Below are 16625 nucleotides of genomic sequence, written 5' to 3'. Positions count from 1 at the left end.
CGTGCTTGAACACTACCGCAAACAGGCCGCCGAGCGTGCCGCCGACGGCCTGGCCCCCCTGCCCCTGAACGCCACCCAGGTGGCCGCCCTGGTTGAACACCTCAAGAACCCACCCGCCGGCGAAGCATCCTTCCTTGATGAACTCCTTTCTACCCGTATTCCCCCCGGTGTCGACGAAGCCGCCTATGTGAAGGCCGGTTTCCTCGCCGCCGTGGCCAAGGGCGAAGTGAGTTCCCCCGTGGTCTCTGCCGCCCAGGCCACCGAGCTGCTGGGCACCATGCAGGGCGGCTACAATATCCAGCCGCTGATCGCGTTGCTCGACGTCGACGCCCTGGCTCCCATCGCCGCCAAAGCCCTGTCCCACACCCTGCTGATGTTCGACGCCTTCCACGACGTGGCCGACAAGGCCAAGGCCGGCAACGGCCATGCTCAGCAGGTATTGCAGTCCTGGGCCGAGGCCGAGTGGTTCCTGAGCCGTCCCGCCCTGGCCGACAAGATCACCATGACCGTGTTCAAGGTGCCCGGTGAAACCAACACCGACGACCTGTCCCCGGCCCAGGATGCCTGGTCCCGCCCGGATATCCCGCTGCACGCCCTGGCCATGCTGAAGAACGCCCGCCCCGGCATCGCCCCGGATCAGGATGGCGTCGTGGGCCCGAGCGCCGCCATCGAGGCGCTGAAGGAAAAAGGCTTCCCCCTGGCCTACGTGGGTGACGTGGTCGGGACCGGCTCCAGCCGCAAGTCCGCCACCAACTCGGTGCTCTGGCACATGGGCGACGACATCCCCTTCGTGCCCAACAAGCGCGCCGGCGGTGTGTGCATCGGCAACAAGATTGCCCCCATCTTCTTCAACACCATGGAAGATGCCGGCGCCCTGCCCATCGAATGCGACGTGACCAGACTCAATACCGGCGATGTCATCGACATCTACCCCTATGAAGGCAAAGTGTGCCGCCACGGCAGCGACGAGGTGCTGGCCGAATTCAAACTCAAGACCGAGGTGCTGCTGGACGAAGTGCGCGCCGGTGGCCGTATTCCGCTGATCATCGGCCGCGGCCTGACCGACAAGGCCCGCGAGGCGCTGGGCCTGGGCCACTCCGAGGTATTCAAGCGCCCGGCCGACGTGGCCGATTCCGGCAAGGGTTACACCCTGGCCCAGAAGATGGTGGGCAAGGCCTGCGGCGTGGCGGGCGTGCGCCCCGGCCAGTACTGCGAGCCCAGGATGACCACCGTCGGCTCCCAGGACACCACCGGCCCCATGACCCGGGACGAGCTGAAGGACCTGGCCTGCCTCGGCTTTTCCGCCGACCTGACCATGCAGTCGTTCTGCCACACCGCCGCCTATCCCAAGCCGGTGGACGTGGTGACCCACCACACCCTGCCCGACTTCATCATGAACCGGGGCGGCGTATCCCTGCGCCCGGGCGACGGCGTCATCCACTCCTGGCTGAACCGCATGCTGCTGCCCGATACCGTGGGCACCGGCGGTGACTCCCACACCCGTTTCCCCATCGGCATCTCCTTCCCGGCGGGCTCCGGCCTGGTGGCCTTCGCCGCCGCCACCGGCGTGATGCCGCTGGACATGCCCGAGTCGGTGCTGGTGCGCTTCAAGGGCGAGATGCAGCCCGGCATCACCCTGCGCGACCTGGTGCACGCCATTCCCTACTACGGCATCAAGCACGGCCTGCTGACCGTGGCCAAGGAAGGCAAGATCAACGAATTCTCCGGCCGGGTGCTGGAAATCGAGGGCCTGCCCCAACTGAAGGTGGAGCAGGCGTTCGAGCTGGCCGATGCCACCGCCGAGCGTTCCGCCGCCGGCTGTACCATCAAGCTGGACCAGGAGCCGATCGCCGAGTACCTGAACTCCAACATCGTGATGCTGAAGTGGATGATCGCCGAAGGTTACGGCGACCGGCGTACCCTGGAACGGCGCATCAAGGGCATGGAAGATTGGCTGGCCAACCCGGAGCTGATGGCCGCGGACGCCGATGCCGAGTACGCCCATGTGCTGGAAATCGACATGAGCGAGATCAAGGAGCCCATCCTGTGCGCGCCCAACGATCCGGACGACGCCCGCCTGCTGTCCGAGGTGCAGGGCGAGCCGATCGAGGAGGTGTTCATCGGCTCCTGCATGACCAACATCGGCCACTTCCGCGCCGCCGGCAAGCTGCTGGACAAGTTCAAGGGCCAGCTGCCGACCCGGTTGTGGGTGGCGCCGCCGACCAAGATGGACAAGGATCAGCTGACCAGTGAAGGCTACTACGGCATCTTCGGCCGGGTCGGTGCCCGCATCGAGATCCCGGGCTGCTCCCTGTGCATGGGTAACCAGGCGCGGGTGGCGGACAACAGCACGGTGGTGTCCACCTCCACCCGTAACTTCCCCAACCGTCTGGGCAAGGGCGCCAACGTTTACCTGGCGTCGGCCGAGCTGGCGGCGGTGGCGGCCATCCACGGCAAGCTGCCGACCGTTGAGGAGTACCAGGAGTACGCCAAGGAGCTGAACGCCACGGCGGCGGATACCTACCGCTACCTGAACTTCGACGAGCTGGACAGCTACCTGGAGAAAGCCGACACCGTGATCTTCCAGCAGGCCATCTGAGCGCCGCGTTGAAACACGGCTAACCAAAGCCAGCCTCCGGGCTGGCTTTTGCAGACTGCTGACACACCTTCGTCTTACTCCGTGGTCACTCCCGCGAAGGCGGGAGTCCAGTGCGATATGTCATGGATCTCCGCCTTCGCGGAGATGACCAGGGTTAAACAGCGACGACAAAGGGAAATATCTGACAAAAAAAGCAGGTAATGGACGTTGTCATCACGCTGAAAGCCAGCCCGAAGCTGGCTTTTTGGCAAGGGTGATTAAGCCGGTGCCGGCCTCACCCGCCGCAACATGACGTCCCGGTAATCACCTTACACCTCCCGCTCGAACAACTCCCCAAGCCGTACCTTGTAGGCTTCCCGGATATGGTTGCGGGCGGCCTGTTCTGCGGCCGCCGCATCACGCTGCTCGATGGCATCCACGATAAGGCCGTGCTCCCGGCGGGCCGCCTCGGGCCGGCCGGCCTTGGCCAGGGTGGTAGGCCCGAGCAGCATCATCGACTCCTGCAGGGAGTTGAGCATCTTCAGCAGATAGCGATTGTGGGCACAGCGATAGAGGGTGCCGTGAAACAGCCGGTTGTTCTTGACCAGATCCGCCGGCTCGCTGAACTGGGCGTCCCGTTCGCTGATCTCCCGCAGGAAAGTGATCTCCACTTCGGAAGCATGGCGGGCGGCCAGGAAGGCGGCGGTGCCTTCCAGCACCTCCCGCATCGCATACAGCTCGTTGATCATGGCGTGGTCCAGCTCGGTCACTATCATGCCCCGGCTGGGGTCATTGGCCACCAGGCCCTCCATCAACAACCGGTTCAGCGCCTCTCGTACCGGCGTCCGGCTCAAGCCGGTACGGGTGGCCAGATCCGCCTCCCTCACCCGGGTTCCGGGCACCAGGGTGCCTTCCTTGATGGCATCGAGAATAAAACGATAGGCGAGTTCGCTGCGCGATTCGCCACGCTCGCTGGTGGCGTCATCCAGGGGTTTGGGTGTTTTTTTGGCTGTAGACATAAGCGTCGGATCACAAATTGAACATGTCGGGATAATACCAAGTGATACCGCTGTTGTCATTTTGTGTACCAATGTATACATTTGCATTCACTAGTATTCAGAAAGGGATTCAAGATGATGCAAGAGACCCATCAGGCAACGACGGACTGGCTAAAGGCCAGCTACGACGTGCTGGTCATAGGCGGCGGCAATGCCGCCCTGTGCGCCGCCCTGTCGGCCCGTGAGCAGGGGGCCCGCGTGCTGCTGCTGGAAAGCGCGCCCAAAGTCTGGCGCGGCGGCAACAGTAGCCATACCCGCAACCTGCGCTGCATGCACAAGGCCCCGACCGCGGTGTTGAACGACGCCTATCTGGAAGAGGAGTTTTTCGAGGACGTCTGGCGCGTGACCGGCGGACAGACCGATGAAGCGCTGGCCCGCCACGTGATCCGGGCTTCGGAAACCTGCACCGACTGGATGACCGGCTACGGGGTCCGCTTCCAGCCGTCCCTGGGCGGCACCCTGCATCTCGGCCGCACCAACGCCTTCTTCCTCGGCGGCGGCAAGGCCCTGGTCAATACCTACTACAAGGCGGCGGAGCGGATGGGGGTGACCATCGTCTATGAAGCCGAGGCGCTGGAGCTGGCGTTCCGGGGCAACCGTTTCGAGCATGCGGTCGTCCACTGGCAGGGCAACAACCACAAAGTGAGCGCCCGTTCCCTGGTGGTGGCTTCCGGCGGCTTCGAATCCAACCGGGAGTGGCTGGAAGAGGCCTGGGGCCCGGTGGCCAGGAATTTCCGCATTCGCGGCACCCGCTTCAACCAGGGCAAGATGCTGCGCTCCCTGCTCGACAACGACGCGCTCGCCATCGGCGATCCCACCCAGGGCCACGCGGTCGCAATCGACGCCCGCTCTCCCGAATACGACGGCGGTATCGTGACCCGGGTCGACTGCGTTTCCTTAGGCATAGTGGTCAACAACCAGGGCAAGCGCTTCTACGACGAGGGCGAGGATTTCTGGCCCAAACGCTATGCCATCTGGGGGCGGCTGGTCGCCGGCCAGCCCGACCAGATCGCCTTCTCCATCACCGACGCCAAGGCGGTAGGCCGCTTTATGCCCTCGGTCTTTCCCCCGGAGCAGGCCAATACCCTCGAGGAGCTGGCGAGAAAGCTGAATATTCCGGTGCATCCCCTGCTCAATACCGTGAAGGAATACAACGCGGCGGTGCAGCCCGGCGACTTCGATCACAGCGTGCTCGACAACTGCCGCACCCAGGGAGCCACCCCCGAGAAAACCCACTGGGCGCAAACCATCGACAGCCCGCCCTTCTTCGGCTACCCGCTGCGCACCGGCATCACCTTCACCTATCTGGGGGTGCAGGTGGACGAGACCGCGAGGATGAAAATGAACAGCGGCGACATGGCGGACAACGTGTTCGCCGCCGGCGAGGTGATGGCGGGCAACATTCTCGGCAAGGGTTATGTCGCCGGTTTCGGCATGACCATAGGCACTGTATTTGGACGTATAGCCGGCGCGGAGGCCGCTCGAAATGCAAAAAATTGATGTACTGATCCAGGAAGCGGACAAGAACCTGACCATCTGCAACGCCTGTCGTTACTGCGAAGGCTTTTGCCCGGTGTTCCCGGCCATGGAGCGGCGGCAAAGCTTCGGGGCCGCCGATATCAACTACCTGGCCAACCTCTGCCACAACTGCAGCGAGTGCTACTACGCCTGCCAGTACGCACCGCCCCACGAGTTCGGGGTCAATATTCCCCAGTCGCTGGCCAAGATCAGGAAAGCCTCGTACCAGCACTATGCCTGGCCCGGCCCCTTCGCCCGCCTGTTCAACAAAAACGGCCTGGTCGCCTCCCTCGCCCTGGGGCTGGGCGCCAGCATCATACTGCTGTTGTTCATCGCCCTGAACGGCGGTCTGGGGCAGCTGTTCTCCAGCCACCATGGCGGGGATTTTTACGCCTTCTTCCCCCACAACACCCTGGTGCTGGCCTTCGGCAGCGTGTTCCTGTTCGCCATGCTGGCCCTGTTGATGGGCTTCCTCAACTTCTGGCGCGACAGCGGGGAAAAGATAAGGGATCTGGGTCACCTTTCCGCCTGGCGGCAGGCCTGGTCCGACGCCCTCAGCCTGCGCCATCTGCATGGCCAGGAAGACCGGGGTTGCACCTATCCGGACGACAACCATTCCCACTGGCGCCGGTATTTCCACCACTTCACCGCCTATGGCTTCATGCTGTGCTTCGCCGCCACCGCCACCGCCACCCTGTTTCACTATGTCCTCGGCTGGAGCGCCCCCTACGGCTTCTTCAGCCTGCCCAAGCTGCTCGGCACCCTGGGCGGACTCGGCCTGCTGATCGGCCCCGCCGGCCTGCTGTATCTGAAGCGCAAGCGGGATCCCAATACCGCCGACGTGGAGCAGACCGGTATGGATATCGCCTTTATCGCCCTGCTCTGGCTCACCGCCTTCACCGGACTGCTGCTGATGGTGCTGCGGGAAACCGGCCTGCTCGGCCTGATGCTGGTGATCCACCTCGGTTTCGTGATGTCGCTGTTTCTCACCCTGCCCTACGGCAAGTTCGTGCACGGCCTATACCGCCTCGGCGCCCTGCTGAAAAATGCCCTGGAACAACGCCGGGAAGAACAGGGGGTAGCCCTGGTCAGCAAGCCCCGCGAGAGCGGCGTCAAGTTTTACCAATCCATAAAAAACAATAAATAACAGGAAGTTACCAAAGCAACCATGGAGGCAATAACATGAATATTTTTTCCGGAATACTGAAAAATCGGACTTCTGCCAGCCTGCTGGCGGCCCTGCTGCTGCCCGGCGCCACCCTGACCGCCGAGCCCGGCTGGCAACCGAGCCGGGCCATCGAATATATCGCACCGGCCAACCCCGGCGGCGGCTGGGACACCCTGGCCAGAACCACGGCCCGGGTGATCATGCAGGAACAGCTCAGCCCGCAGAGCTTCGCCACCATCAACGTACCCGGGGGTGGCGGTGCCGTAGCCTGGGCCCAGATAGCCCGGGATCGCCAGAATCCCCACAAGCTGTTCGTCACCAGCCCGCCCCTGATCCTGGTGCCGCTGGCGGGGATGTCCCGCTACGGCCATGAAGATTTTACCCCCATCGCCCGGTTGATCACCGACTCGGCGACCGTGCTGGTGCGCAAGGACTCACCCTACCAGACCCTGAATGACCTGCTGGATGCGATGCGTGAAAACCCGCGGCTCAGCATCGGCGGCGGCAGCGCCCCCGGCTCATTGCACCATGTTTCCTTCGCCGGCCTGGTCATGGCCGCCGGGCTGAACGCCCGGGAGGTGAACTACGTTTCCTATTCCGGTGGCGGTGAGGCCATCATCAGCCTGCTGGGCGGGCACATAGAGGCGGTCAGCGCCGGTATCGGCGAGTCATCGGGGCAGATTGCCGAGTCGGGCCAACTGCGCGCCCTGGGTATTGCCGCCGAGGAGCGGCTGCCGGGTGCCCTGGCGGATATCCCCACCTACAAGGAGCGAGGGGTGGATTACACCTTCGATATCTGGCGCGGCGTCATGGGTCCCAAGGAAATGCCGGCCGATGCCGTGGCTTACTACCAAGACCTCTACGTACGCATGATGAACAGTGAAGGCTGGCAGCAGGCCCGGGATCAATTGTCCTGGACCGACGCCTACCTGGACAGTCAGCAATTCGGCATCTTCCTGGATCAGCAGAAGAAACAGTTCGGCCGGGTACTGGCAGAGCTGGGCCTCCTCAAGCAATAAACGGATGAATATCGGCGGTGCTCCGGCGGGAGCCCCGCCATCCCCAAACATGGCGGAATGAGGCAATGAAACACATCAATAGTAATAGAATCATAGGTCTACTCATGGGACTGGTGTCACTGGGTTACCTGTGGATGGCCTTCCGGATCCCCACTTTCCCGATGCCGAGACCCATCGATTCGGACTGGTTCCCCAAACTGCTGGGCATCGCCCTGCTGCTGCTGTCCATACTGTTGTGCCTGGAAAAACAGGACACCCCGACAAAGAAAGAAAAGGCTGCGCAGAAGGCCAGCAAGGTTAGGGGGCAAACTCCTCCACCAACTACCCAGTTCCTGATCACCCTGCTTGCCATCGCCGGCTACGCCTTCGGCCTTGAATGGCTGGGTTTTGTCCTTGCTTCCTGCCTGTTCGGCATCGGCCTGAGCTACTGCTACGGCTATCGGCGCCACCTCATCAGTGCCGTGGCAACGCTGGCGGTGGTGCTGTCCCTGTACCTGATCATGACCCGGCTGCTCGAGGTGCATTTGCCTCGGGGCCTGTTACCGCTTTAACCACACAACGAGAACTTCGCAATGGACGCACTCAATGGTGTGCTCACCGGCTTTAGTGTCGCCTTTGAGCCAATGAACCTGCTCTATGTCTTTATCGGGGTCTTCGCCGGCACCATTATCGGTATGCTGCCGGGCCTGGGGCCCATCAGCGCCCTGGCCCTGATGATCCCCATGACCTTCGGCATGGATCCCTCCTCGGCCCTGATCCTGATGGCCGGGGTCTATTACGGCGCCATCTTCGGCGGCTCCACCTCTTCCATCCTGCTCAACGCCCCCGGCGTTGCCAGCACCGTCGCCACCTCCTTCGACGGGTATCCCCTGGCCCGCCAGGGCATGGCCGGCAAGGCCATGGCCATCGCCGCCTACTCCTCCTTCGTCGGCGGCACCCTCTCGGCCGTGGCCCTGATGCTGGTGGCGCCCCTGCTGGCGACAGTGGCGGTCAGTTTCGGCCCGGCCGAATATTTCGCCTTGATGCTGCTCGGCCTGACCGCCGTGGTCAGCCTGTCCGGCAAGTCCCTGGTCAAGGGCTTGATGGCGGCGGTGATCGGCATGATGATCTCGATTGTCGGTATCGATCTGCAGACCGGCACCGAGCGCTACACCTTCGGCAACCTGCACCTGCTCAACGGGGTCGAATTCCTGGTGGTCGCACTCGGCATCTTCGCCCTGGCGGAGGTGTTCAACATGGTGCTGCAGCACAAGGAAAATCAGGCATCGGGCAACAGCGCCCATATCGGCTCGCTCCGGCTGTCGCGCCGCGAAGTGAAAGAAATTGCCGCCCCCACCGGACGCAGCTCCCTGCTGGGGTTCTTTGTCGGCATCCTGCCGGGCGCCGGTGCCACCGTGGCTTCCTTCCTCGGCTACATCATGGAAAAACGCCTGGCCAAGGACGGCCACAGCTTCGGCCAGGGCAACCTCAAGGGCGTTGCCGCGCCCGAGGCCGCCAACAATGCCGCCTGCACCGGCTCCTTTGTGCCGCTGCTGACCCTGGGGGTTCCCGGCTCCGGCACCACGGCCGTGCTGCTCGGTGCCCTGCTGATCATGGGCATCACGCCGGGCCCCACCATGATGGAACAAAGACCGGATGTGTTCTGGGGCGTTATCGCCAGCATGTATGTGGGCAATATCTTCCTGCTGGTACTGAACCTGCCGCTTATTCCCTATATCGCCAGGCTGCTCGACCTGCCCCGGCCACTGTTGCTGTCGCTCATCCTGATCTTCTGCATGGTCGGCATCTACGGCACCACCTTTGCCATAGCCGATCTGCTGTTGTTGCTGGGATTCGGCCTGCTGGGGCTCGGCATGAAACGCTTTGGATTTCCGACGGCCCCGCTCATCCTGGCCTTGATTCTCGGTGACATGATGGAGGAATCCCTGCGCCGGGCGCTGCAAATTTCCGATGGCAGCTGGCACACTTTCATCGACAAGCCGATCGCCCTCTGGCTGCTGGTGCTCACTGCGGTATCACTGCTTTTTCCGTTATTGAAGCTCGGGTTCACTCTCTTCGGGCAAAAGGCCGCATCGGCCTGACAGACCATCTTTCTCACAACGGGCACCGTCGGTAACGGCGCCCGATTTTGCTTTGTTTATGGCCCGCCCCGCTTTTCTGTTATCATGGTGGCAGTTTGCCCATCGGCAATGCCTCTCAATCGTCCGCCAGGACCTTATTTGTTCGGAGTCTCATGTCTTTTGCTTCCCTCGGCCTGAACGCACAGCTCGTTCAAGCCATCAATGAATGTGGTTACACAGAGCCCACCCCTATCCAGCGTCAGGCCATTCCGCTGGTGCTGAAAGGCGGCGACCTGCTCGCCGGTGCTCAGACCGGTACCGGCAAGACCGCCGGCTTCGGCCTGCCCATGCTGCAGCGGTTGAGTGAAACCAAGGCCAGCGCCCTGGCCAACGGCCGGGCGCCGGTTCGTGCCCTGGTGCTCACCCCCACCCGCGAGCTGGCCGCCCAGGTGGAGGAAAACCTGCGCGCCTATGCCAAGCATACCGATCTGCGCACCCTGGCCATGTTCGGCGGCGTCAGCATCAACCCGCAGATGAAGGCCCTCGGCCGCAAGGTGGACGTGGTAGTGGCCACCCCGGGCCGGCTGCTGGATCATGTGTCCCAGCGCTCCATCGATCTTTCCCGGGTCGAAATGCTGGTGCTGGATGAAGCCGACCGCATGCTGGACATGGGCTTTATCCGCGATATCCGCCGCATTCTGGCACTGTTGCCGAAAAAACGGCAAAACCTGTTGTTTTCCGCCACCTTCTCCAATGAAATCAAGGCGCTGGCCGAAGACCTGCTGCACCAGCCCGAGCACATCGAAGTGGCGGTACGCAACGCCACCGCCGAGACCATCTCCCAGCGTTTTTACGGGGTGGACAAGAACCGCAAGCGCGCCCTGCTCAGCTACCTGATCGGCCACCACAACTGGCGCCAGGTGCTGGTATTTACCCGCACCAAGCACGGCGCCAACCGGTTGGCGATGCAGCTCGACAAGGACGGCCTGCCGGCCATGGCCATCCACGGCGACAAGAGCCAGGGTGCCCGCACCCGGGCCCTGAGCCAGTTCAAGGACGGCCAGCTGCGGGTGCTGGTAGCCACCGATATCGCCGCCCGCGGCATCGACATCAGCGAGTTGCCCCACGTGGTCAACTACGAGCTGCCCCATGTGGCGGAAGACTATGTGCACCGCATCGGCCGCACCGGCCGGGCCGGAAGCACAGGTGAAGCCCTGTCACTGATCTGCCACGAAGAAAAACCGCTGCTCAAGGCCATCGAAAAGCTGATCAAGCAAAGCGCCGAACTGGAAATTCTGTCCGGCTTCGAGCCCGGTCCGGAAGAAGTCCAACCCGCCACCAAACCGCCGGCCAACAACCGCGGCCGGGGCAATGGCGGTGGCCGCGGTCGAGCCCCCACCGCAGCCAACAACAAGGCACCGCGCAGCAACAAACCCAACCGGCCCCAGCGCCACGGCCGCCACGACGGCTAACCCCCACAGCCCCGGCACCCGCCGGGGCTGTTTGTTTGATGACCAAGCCCGTTGCCCGGTATTCCCCCAGCACTGTCTTTAATAGTGGTCACCTCCGCGAAGGCGGAGGTCCATGACATATTGCACTGGACTCCCGCCTTCGCGGGAGCGACTACAGAGTAATACGAAGGTTTGTCGGCAATCTGTAGCTCCGGCACCCGCCGGGGCTGTTGCTTATTGCCGTCGGCGGTTGAGCCAGTGCACCCCGCCGCCGATCACCAGGCCCCAGAAAGCGCTGCCGATGCCGAACAAAGCCAGGCCCGAGGCGGTGATCATAAAGGTGAGCAGGGCCGCGTCCCGCTCCTGCTCGTTGGCCAGCGCCACCGTCAGGCTGTTGCCGATGGTACCGAGCAGCGCCAGGCCGGCGATGGCCATCACCAGCTCCACCGGCAGGGCAGCGAACAATCCCACCACGGTGGCGCCGAACAGCCCCATCAGCAGGTAGAACACTCCGGCCCATACCGCCGCCTTGTAGCGTTGCCCGGGATCCGGGTCCACCTCCTTGCCCATGCACACCGCCGCGCTGATCGCGGCCAGGTTGAAGGCGAAGCCGCCGAAAGGTGCCAGCAACAGGCCGGTGAGGCCGGTCCAGCCTACCAGCGGCGAGGCCGGGGTGTGGTAGCCGTGGGCCCGCAGCACGGCGATGCCGGGCACGTTCTGGGAAGCCATGGTCACCATGAACAGAGGGATGCCCACACCCAGCAGGCTGGTGAGGGAAAAGCTCGGCGTCATCAGCACCGGTCGGGCCAGTTGCCACTCGAAACCGTCGAAGCGCAGCAGGCCGGAGACACCGGCCACCAGCAGCCCGGCCACCAGGCTGAGCGGGATCACGTAGCGCGGCAACCGCCGGCGCAGGGCCAGGTAGGTGGTCAGCATCACCGCCACCAACAGCGGCTGAGTCTGGGCCGAGGCAAACAAGTCCAGGCCGAACCTCAGCAGCACCCCGCCCAGCATGGCCGCCGCCAGCCCCGCCGGCACCAGCCGCATGATCCTGTCGAACCAGCCGGTCAGGCCGCACAGCAGGATCAGCGCCGAGCTGAACAGGAAGACGCCGATGGCCTCGCTCATGGGCACCCCGGAGAGTGCCGTCACCAGCAGCGCCGCCCCCGGGGTCGACCAGGCGGTGAGCACCGGCTCCCGGTAGCGCAGGGAAAAACCGATGCAGGTCAGCCCCATGCCCAGCCCCAGCGCCCACATCCAGGAGCCGATCTCGGCCTGGCTGGCCCCGGCGGCGGCGGCCGCCTGGAAGATGATGGCCGCCGAACTGGTGTAACCGACCAGCACGGCGATAAAGCCGGCGGAAAGATGGGACAGGCTGAACATGGTGGGCTCCTGGCTGTGCGTTATAACGCATGATGGGATCATGCTAGCAAATGTATGCTATAACGCACAACAGCGAAACCAGCGGGAATAGTCGATGAAAGAGCTGAATCAATATCTGGCACAGACCCTCAGGGCACTGCGCCTGGAGCGGGGCTGGAGCCTGGACGCCTGCGCCCGGGAAACCGGGGTCAGCAAGGCGATGCTGGGCCAGATAGAGCGGGGCGAGTCCAGCCCCACCGTCGCCACCCTGTGGAAAATCGCCGGTGGCTTTCATACTTCCCTGTCCACCTTCCTGGAGCCGGTGCCCGAGCCGCACCCCGGCCCCCTCTACCGGCAGGCGGACGCGCTGCGCCGGCAACCGGCCAGCGACGGCATGCTGGTGGCCCCGCTGTTTCCCTTCGAGGCCCGCTTCGGCTTCGAGATGTTCGAGCTGACCCTGCTACCGGGCTACGAGCGGCGGTCGGATCCGCACGACAGCGGGGTGATCGAGCATGTCATCGTGCAGAGCGGGGAGATGGAGCTGCTGCTGGACGGGGAATGGCAGCGGCTGGGGCCAGGCGCGGCGGTGCGCTTCCACGCCGACCGGCCCCACGGCTATCGCAACCCGGGCACCGAGCCGGCCGTGTTCTACAACCTGATCCATTATCCGGCGGGAATCTAGGGTCGAATTTATTCGACCAGGCACGGCGCCGTGGTCGGGCGGTCCACAGAGGTGGCCCCTACGGCCTCCAGCTTCAGGCTTTAGGCCTTTCCTTCAGCAGTTCGGCGCACAGGCGAACGAAGTCGGAGGAGGTCACCATGCCCTGCAGCCGGCCTTCTTCGTCCACTACCGTCAGGCAGCCGTGCTTGTTGCTGAGGAAAAAGGGCACCACCTCGGTCAGCGGCGCCCTGGCATCCACACTCTCGAAGTCCGCATCGATGATGTCCATCACCCTGACCTGACGCTCGCGCCGCTCCAGGGCACTGACACCGTAATCCGCCAACAGGCCCATCACGGTGGCGATCATCCGCTTCTGGGTGAGCACCCCCAGCAGCTTGCCGCTGTCCTTATCCACCACCGGGATATGGCGAATGCTCTTCTCCCGCATCAGATCGTGGGCATCCTTCAGGCTGGCGTCCTGGGCCAGGGTCAGCAACTGGCGGGCCATGATATCGCCAACAGATTCTATAGCCATGGTCTGTCCTTTTTGTCTGGGGCCGGAACCTCATCATAGTATGCACCATGTTGTGACACAGAGACCGGGCCGGTGCAAACAAAAATGGCAAAAAAGCCCGGTAGATTCAGTCACTTCCCGGGCTTTCTAGCGTTCAGGCGTTTTCCGCCAACGGCTTGTGCCCCTCGCTCAGGTGCAGCAGGTCCACCAGGTCGTCACCGCTCACCGCGAAGGCCTGGCCGAACCCTTTGACGAAGAGTCCTTTCAGCGGCACCAGCCGGAACAGGTGGAAATCCCCCAGTCCGCTCAGGCCGGTAACGGTCTCGCCGAAACGCGCCTCGAGGGCCCGGATGCCGGCCTGCCATTCGGACGTATCCCGCGCCACCCGCTCGGGGCGGGCGTCGAAGGTCAGCCGCTTGCGGGCAAACAGCTGGCGGCTGTCCTGCTCGTCCTCGATCATCATCAAGGAGACCTTGGGATTGGCCAGCAGGTTGCGGGCATGGCGGGCAATTTCGCTGATCAGGATATAATAACCGTCTTCCCGCAGGGCGAAGGGGGCATAGCTGACATTGGGATTGCCCTCCCCGTCCACCGTGGCCAGCACCAGGGTTTGGGCCCGGTCACGGAATTCACGGATTTCGGGTTCCAGCCGGCCCTGCAGCCGGGCTTGTTTCTCAGTCATGGGCCAACTCCTTCAGTGCGTTGAATGCCTGTACCTGGTCGGGGAACAGTTCACCCCGTTCATCACGGCCCAGGTAAATTTTGAAAATACAGTGCTCCTCGGCATCGTAGAACACGATGGCATGGGCCTCCTTGCCCCTGTGGGGCCTGCTCAGCAGGGCGACATGGGCGATGGCCTCCAGCTTGAGGTGGCCGTGCAGTTGGCCCGGCTGGCCGAACAGGTTGAAATAGCCGTGGCCCAAGCGTCCCTTGGGCAGGGCGGCCTTGACCTCGAACACCGAGCCGGCCACCTCCACTATGGTGGTCACCGGCCCCCATTCAGCCACCCGTTCCAGTATGGTGCGGGCATGTTTACCCGCCACCGGGCGGCACAAACCGGCCGACAGCCGGCTGACCAGCTGCCACTCGCTGATCTCGAGCAGGGCTGCCATTTCCACCGTCCTGAGTCCCGGCTGCTCGGCCAGCAGCCGGGTGATCTTCTGGGTTAATTCCGACATTGTCATACCCTGTTAGACAGATTAAAACCGATAGAGGGCGCTGAGCTTGATATTGCGCCCGGGCTCATAGAGCTGCTCGAAGGCCCGGCGATAGTACCTGTCGGTCAGGTTGTCCGCCACCAGCCCGAGCTCCAGCCCGTCGAGGCGGCCCCGCCCGTACCAGTTGGCGCCCAAATCCAGCAGGGTATAGCCGTCGTAGTCCTGGCCGTGATCCGCCGGCACCCGCAACTGGCTGCTGGCGTGGGTCAGCCACGCCCCCAGCCTGAGCTGGCGATCGAGCAGCCAGTAACCGGCGCTGGCCACCCACTTGTCGGCGGGGATCCCTTCCAGGGCGCCGCCGTCGGACTTGTCCTTGCCCCGGGTGCGGCCGTAGGAAAGGCCCAGATCCAGATCCCGCCAGTCGTAGTTGAGCGCCAACTCGCCCCCTTTCAGCTCGGCGTTCTGCACGTTCTGGTAGCGGGTCTCGAACACCCGGTTGGCGAAATCCATGATCACCTGCTGCTCGATAAAATCCTCGACATCGTTGTCGAACAGGCTGGCGCTGAGCCTCAACCGGTCGTTCGCGGCCAGCACCCCGCCGAATTCGGCCCGGGCGATCAGCTCCTTCTGCGCCGCCTTTTCCGGGCGCAGATCCGGGTTGGGCACAAACATATTACTGCCCATGGGCCCCAGGCTGAAGTGGGTACCGGTGGTGTACAGCTCCTCGCTGGTCGGCGCCCGGAAGGCCTCATCGTAACGGGCCACCAGCTCCAGCCAGTCGGTGGCCTGCCAGCTCAGGGCCAAGGACCTGGACCACTCGCTCTCATCCCGCTTGGAACCCTCGATATTCCGGGCCTCGGTATCGAAGCGGTCGTAGCGCAGGGTCGGACTCAGGGTCCAGCCTTCGGCCAGGGGCAGGTCCGCCTGCACGAAGCCGCCGATCACCTCGGTGCGGCCGTCGGCCGGAACCGGCCTGCCTGTGCCGCCGCGTACCCCTTCGCTCTTGTCGTTGAACCAGTCCACCCCATAGGTCAGCCCGGCCCAGGGCAACCGGGTGCGGTTGACCAGGTTCAGGCCATGGGTGCGGTAGTCGGTACCGTCCTGCTGCTGCTGGGCAATGCGCCACTCGTCCACCCGGGTGCGGTTGCGGTACAGGGTGAAATCCAGATCCACCAGGGGCGAGGCGGGGTCGAACTGATAGCCAAGCACCGTATTGTCGTCCTGCCGCGACCGCTCGATAAGGGGGCTGCTGGTGCCGGCCTCGGCCGACGGGTTGCTCGGCACGGCTCCGTCCAACTCGTGGCGGCGGTGGGACAGGGTCAGCCGCTGGTGATCATCCAGCTGCCAGCCCAGCTTCACCATACCGCCCTTGCCCCGCTCCGCCGAGTCGACCAGATCCCGGCCATCGCCCAGGCGGATATCGTCGTTCTCCTGGTAGTAACCGTTCACCAGCACATCCACCTGTTCGCCCAGCAGGCCGTAGAGGGCCGCACTGGTCTTGTCGTTATCGGCAGCGGTGCCGTGGCTTTGCTTGGCGTAGCCGCCGAACAACTGGCCAGGCTTGAGCAGCTCCCGTCCATCCCGGCTGGTCTGGGCCACTACGCCACCGATGGCGCCGCTGCCCCAGAGGCTGCTGGCCGGGCCCTTGATCACATCGACCTGTTCCAGCAGTTCGGGATCCATCTGGTAGCTGCCCCTGTGACCCGCATTGAAGTTCTGGCGGGCACCGTCCACCAGTTGCAACACCCGGTTACCGGACAGGCCGCGGATCACCGGTGACTGGATATTGCCCCGAGGCCCGCCCGCAATCTCGATGTTGGGCTCATATTTCAGCGCCTCCGCCACCGTGTCGGGCTGGCGTTCGTCCAGTTGCTGGCGACTGACAACGGCCACACTGCGCTTGCTTTGCGCCACCGTACTGTTGTTGCGGCTGGCCTGGACCAGCACCTCGTCCGCCAGGCGTACCTCACCGGCCTGGGCCGGCAGCGCCAAGGCGGCAGTCATCGCCAGTGCCAGTGCCGACAGAGAGCCCATGGGGGCATTGCTTGTTGTTCTACGCACGCTAACCTCTCCCCTGAA

Annotated in this window: 14 protein-coding genes; 8 read left to right on the top strand and 6 right to left on the bottom strand. The window is 63.9% G+C overall.

Annotated elements, in window-relative coordinates; genetic code table 11:
• The first annotated feature begins 1 nt into the window (after position 1).
• Positions 2–2599 (top strand): bifunctional aconitate hydratase 2/2-methylisocitrate dehydratase, encoded by a 2598-nt coding sequence (gene acnB / locus ACEVBK_RS05240; RefSeq protein WP_375057540.1) that lies wholly within the window; start codon positions 2–4, stop codon positions 2597–2599.
• 308 nt (positions 2600–2907) lie between these two features.
• On the opposite strand, the gene ACEVBK_RS05235 is transcribed toward acnB, so the two are convergent.
• The gene (locus ACEVBK_RS05235) at positions 2908–3597 is read right to left on the bottom strand and encodes a GntR family transcriptional regulator (RefSeq protein WP_375057539.1); all 690 of its coding nucleotides are present in this window, start codon (positions 3595–3597) and stop codon (positions 2908–2910) included.
• A 114-nt stretch (positions 3598–3711) separates the two neighbouring features.
• On the opposite strand from ACEVBK_RS05235, the gene tcuA reads away from it, so the two are divergent.
• The 6 genes from tcuA to ACEVBK_RS05205 all read left to right on the top strand — a co-directional run bounded on the left by tcuA (position 3712) and on the right by ACEVBK_RS05205 (position 10873).
• A complete protein-coding gene (gene tcuA, locus ACEVBK_RS05230; protein WP_375057538.1) occupies positions 3712–5136 on the top strand; it encodes an FAD-dependent tricarballylate dehydrogenase TcuA in 1425 nt (474 codons plus the stop codon).
• Positions 5123–6301, top strand: a complete 1179-nt coding sequence (gene tcuB, locus ACEVBK_RS05225) for a tricarballylate utilization 4Fe-4S protein TcuB (RefSeq protein ID WP_375057537.1) — start codon at positions 5123–5125, stop codon at positions 6299–6301. Before tcuA ends, tcuB begins: the two co-directional genes overlap by 14 nt.
• Positions 6302–6336: 35 nt before the next feature.
• Entirely contained in the window at positions 6337–7341 is a 1005-nt protein-coding gene (locus ACEVBK_RS05220; protein WP_375057536.1) for a tripartite tricarboxylate transporter substrate binding protein, read from the top strand.
• Positions 7342–7406: 65 nt separating this feature from the next.
• Positions 7407–7892, top strand: a complete 486-nt coding sequence (locus ACEVBK_RS05215) for a tripartite tricarboxylate transporter TctB family protein (RefSeq protein ID WP_375057535.1) — start codon at positions 7407–7409, stop codon at positions 7890–7892.
• 21 nt (positions 7893–7913) lie between these two features.
• Positions 7914–9422: a tripartite tricarboxylate transporter permease gene (locus ACEVBK_RS05210; RefSeq protein WP_375057534.1), complete on the top strand. Its 1509-nt coding sequence runs from the start codon at positions 7914–7916 to the stop codon at positions 9420–9422.
• Between the two features lie 152 nt (positions 9423–9574).
• Positions 9575–10873 carry a DEAD/DEAH box helicase gene (locus ACEVBK_RS05205; protein WP_375057533.1) on the top strand — a complete coding sequence of 433 codons (1299 nt, stop codon included), beginning with the start codon at positions 9575–9577 and terminating at the stop codon, positions 10871–10873.
• A gap of 213 nt (positions 10874–11086) precedes the next feature.
• Here ACEVBK_RS05205 and ACEVBK_RS05200 read toward each other — a convergent pair whose 3' ends face one another.
• Positions 11087–12235, bottom strand: a complete 1149-nt coding sequence (locus tag ACEVBK_RS05200) for a benzoate/H(+) symporter BenE family transporter (RefSeq protein ID WP_375057532.1) — start codon at positions 12233–12235, stop codon at positions 11087–11089.
• Between the two features lie 94 nt (positions 12236–12329).
• Here ACEVBK_RS05200 and ACEVBK_RS05195 point away from each other — a divergent pair, with 94 nt between their 5' ends.
• Entirely contained in the window at positions 12330–12896 is a 567-nt protein-coding gene (locus ACEVBK_RS05195) for a helix-turn-helix domain-containing protein (RefSeq protein ID WP_375057531.1), read from the top strand.
• 73 nt (positions 12897–12969) lie between these two features.
• On the opposite strand, the gene ACEVBK_RS05190 is transcribed toward ACEVBK_RS05195, so the two are convergent.
• From ACEVBK_RS05190 to ACEVBK_RS05175, 4 genes are all read right to left on the bottom strand, one after another.
• Positions 12970–13410, bottom strand: coding sequence for an HPP family protein (locus ACEVBK_RS05190; protein WP_375057530.1), 441 nt, complete (start codon positions 13408–13410; stop codon positions 12970–12972).
• A gap of 133 nt (positions 13411–13543) precedes the next feature.
• Positions 13544–14071 carry a heme utilization protein HutZ gene (gene hutZ / locus ACEVBK_RS05185; RefSeq protein WP_375057529.1) on the bottom strand — a complete coding sequence of 176 codons (528 nt, stop codon included), beginning with the start codon at positions 14069–14071 and terminating at the stop codon, positions 13544–13546.
• Positions 14064–14567, bottom strand: a complete 504-nt coding sequence (gene hutX, locus ACEVBK_RS05180; protein ID WP_375057528.1) for a heme utilization cystosolic carrier protein HutX — start codon at positions 14565–14567, stop codon at positions 14064–14066. Before hutX ends, hutZ begins: the two co-directional genes overlap by 8 nt.
• A 21-nt stretch (positions 14568–14588) precedes the next feature.
• Complete coding sequence (locus ACEVBK_RS05175) at positions 14589–16607, bottom strand: TonB-dependent hemoglobin/transferrin/lactoferrin family receptor (RefSeq protein ID WP_375057527.1); 2019 nt, start codon at positions 16605–16607, stop codon at positions 14589–14591.
• Positions 16608–16625 lie beyond the last annotated feature (18 nt).

It is taken from the genome of Zobellella sp. DQSA1 (assembly GCF_041950555.1).
Taxonomy (GTDB): domain Bacteria; phylum Pseudomonadota; class Gammaproteobacteria; order Enterobacterales; family Aeromonadaceae; genus Oceanimonas.
The sequence above is the reverse complement of the archived record's forward strand: the minus strand, read 5'-3'. Positions and strand labels throughout refer to the sequence as shown.

Excerpts from the sequence above, each read along its gene's own strand:
- ACEVBK_RS05235 (WP_375057539.1), bottom strand. The coding sequence starts at position 3,597 with ATGTCTACAGCCAAAAAAACACCCAAACCCCTGGATGACGCCACCAGC.
- tcuA (WP_375057538.1), top strand. The coding sequence starts at position 3,712 with ATGATGCAAGAGACCCATCAGGCAACGACGGACTGGCTAAAGGCCAGC.
- tcuB (WP_375057537.1), top strand. The coding sequence starts at position 5,123 with ATGCAAAAAATTGATGTACTGATCCAGGAAGCGGACAAGAACCTGACC.
- ACEVBK_RS05220 (WP_375057536.1), top strand. The coding sequence starts at position 6,337 with ATGAATATTTTTTCCGGAATACTGAAAAATCGGACTTCTGCCAGCCTG.
- ACEVBK_RS05215 (WP_375057535.1), top strand. The coding sequence starts at position 7,407 with ATGAAACACATCAATAGTAATAGAATCATAGGTCTACTCATGGGACTG.
- ACEVBK_RS05210 (WP_375057534.1), top strand. The coding sequence starts at position 7,914 with ATGGACGCACTCAATGGTGTGCTCACCGGCTTTAGTGTCGCCTTTGAG.
- ACEVBK_RS05205 (WP_375057533.1), top strand. The coding sequence starts at position 9,575 with ATGTCTTTTGCTTCCCTCGGCCTGAACGCACAGCTCGTTCAAGCCATC.
- ACEVBK_RS05200 (WP_375057532.1), bottom strand. The coding sequence starts at position 12,235 with ATGTTCAGCCTGTCCCATCTTTCCGCCGGCTTTATCGCCGTGCTGGTC.
- ACEVBK_RS05195 (WP_375057531.1), top strand. The coding sequence starts at position 12,330 with ATGAAAGAGCTGAATCAATATCTGGCACAGACCCTCAGGGCACTGCGC.
- ACEVBK_RS05190 (WP_375057530.1), bottom strand. The coding sequence starts at position 13,410 with ATGGCTATAGAATCTGTTGGCGATATCATGGCCCGCCAGTTGCTGACC.
- hutZ (WP_375057529.1), bottom strand. The coding sequence starts at position 14,071 with ATGACTGAGAAACAAGCCCGGCTGCAGGGCCGGCTGGAACCCGAAATC.
- hutX (WP_375057528.1), bottom strand. The coding sequence starts at position 14,567 with ATGTCGGAATTAACCCAGAAGATCACCCGGCTGCTGGCCGAGCAGCCG.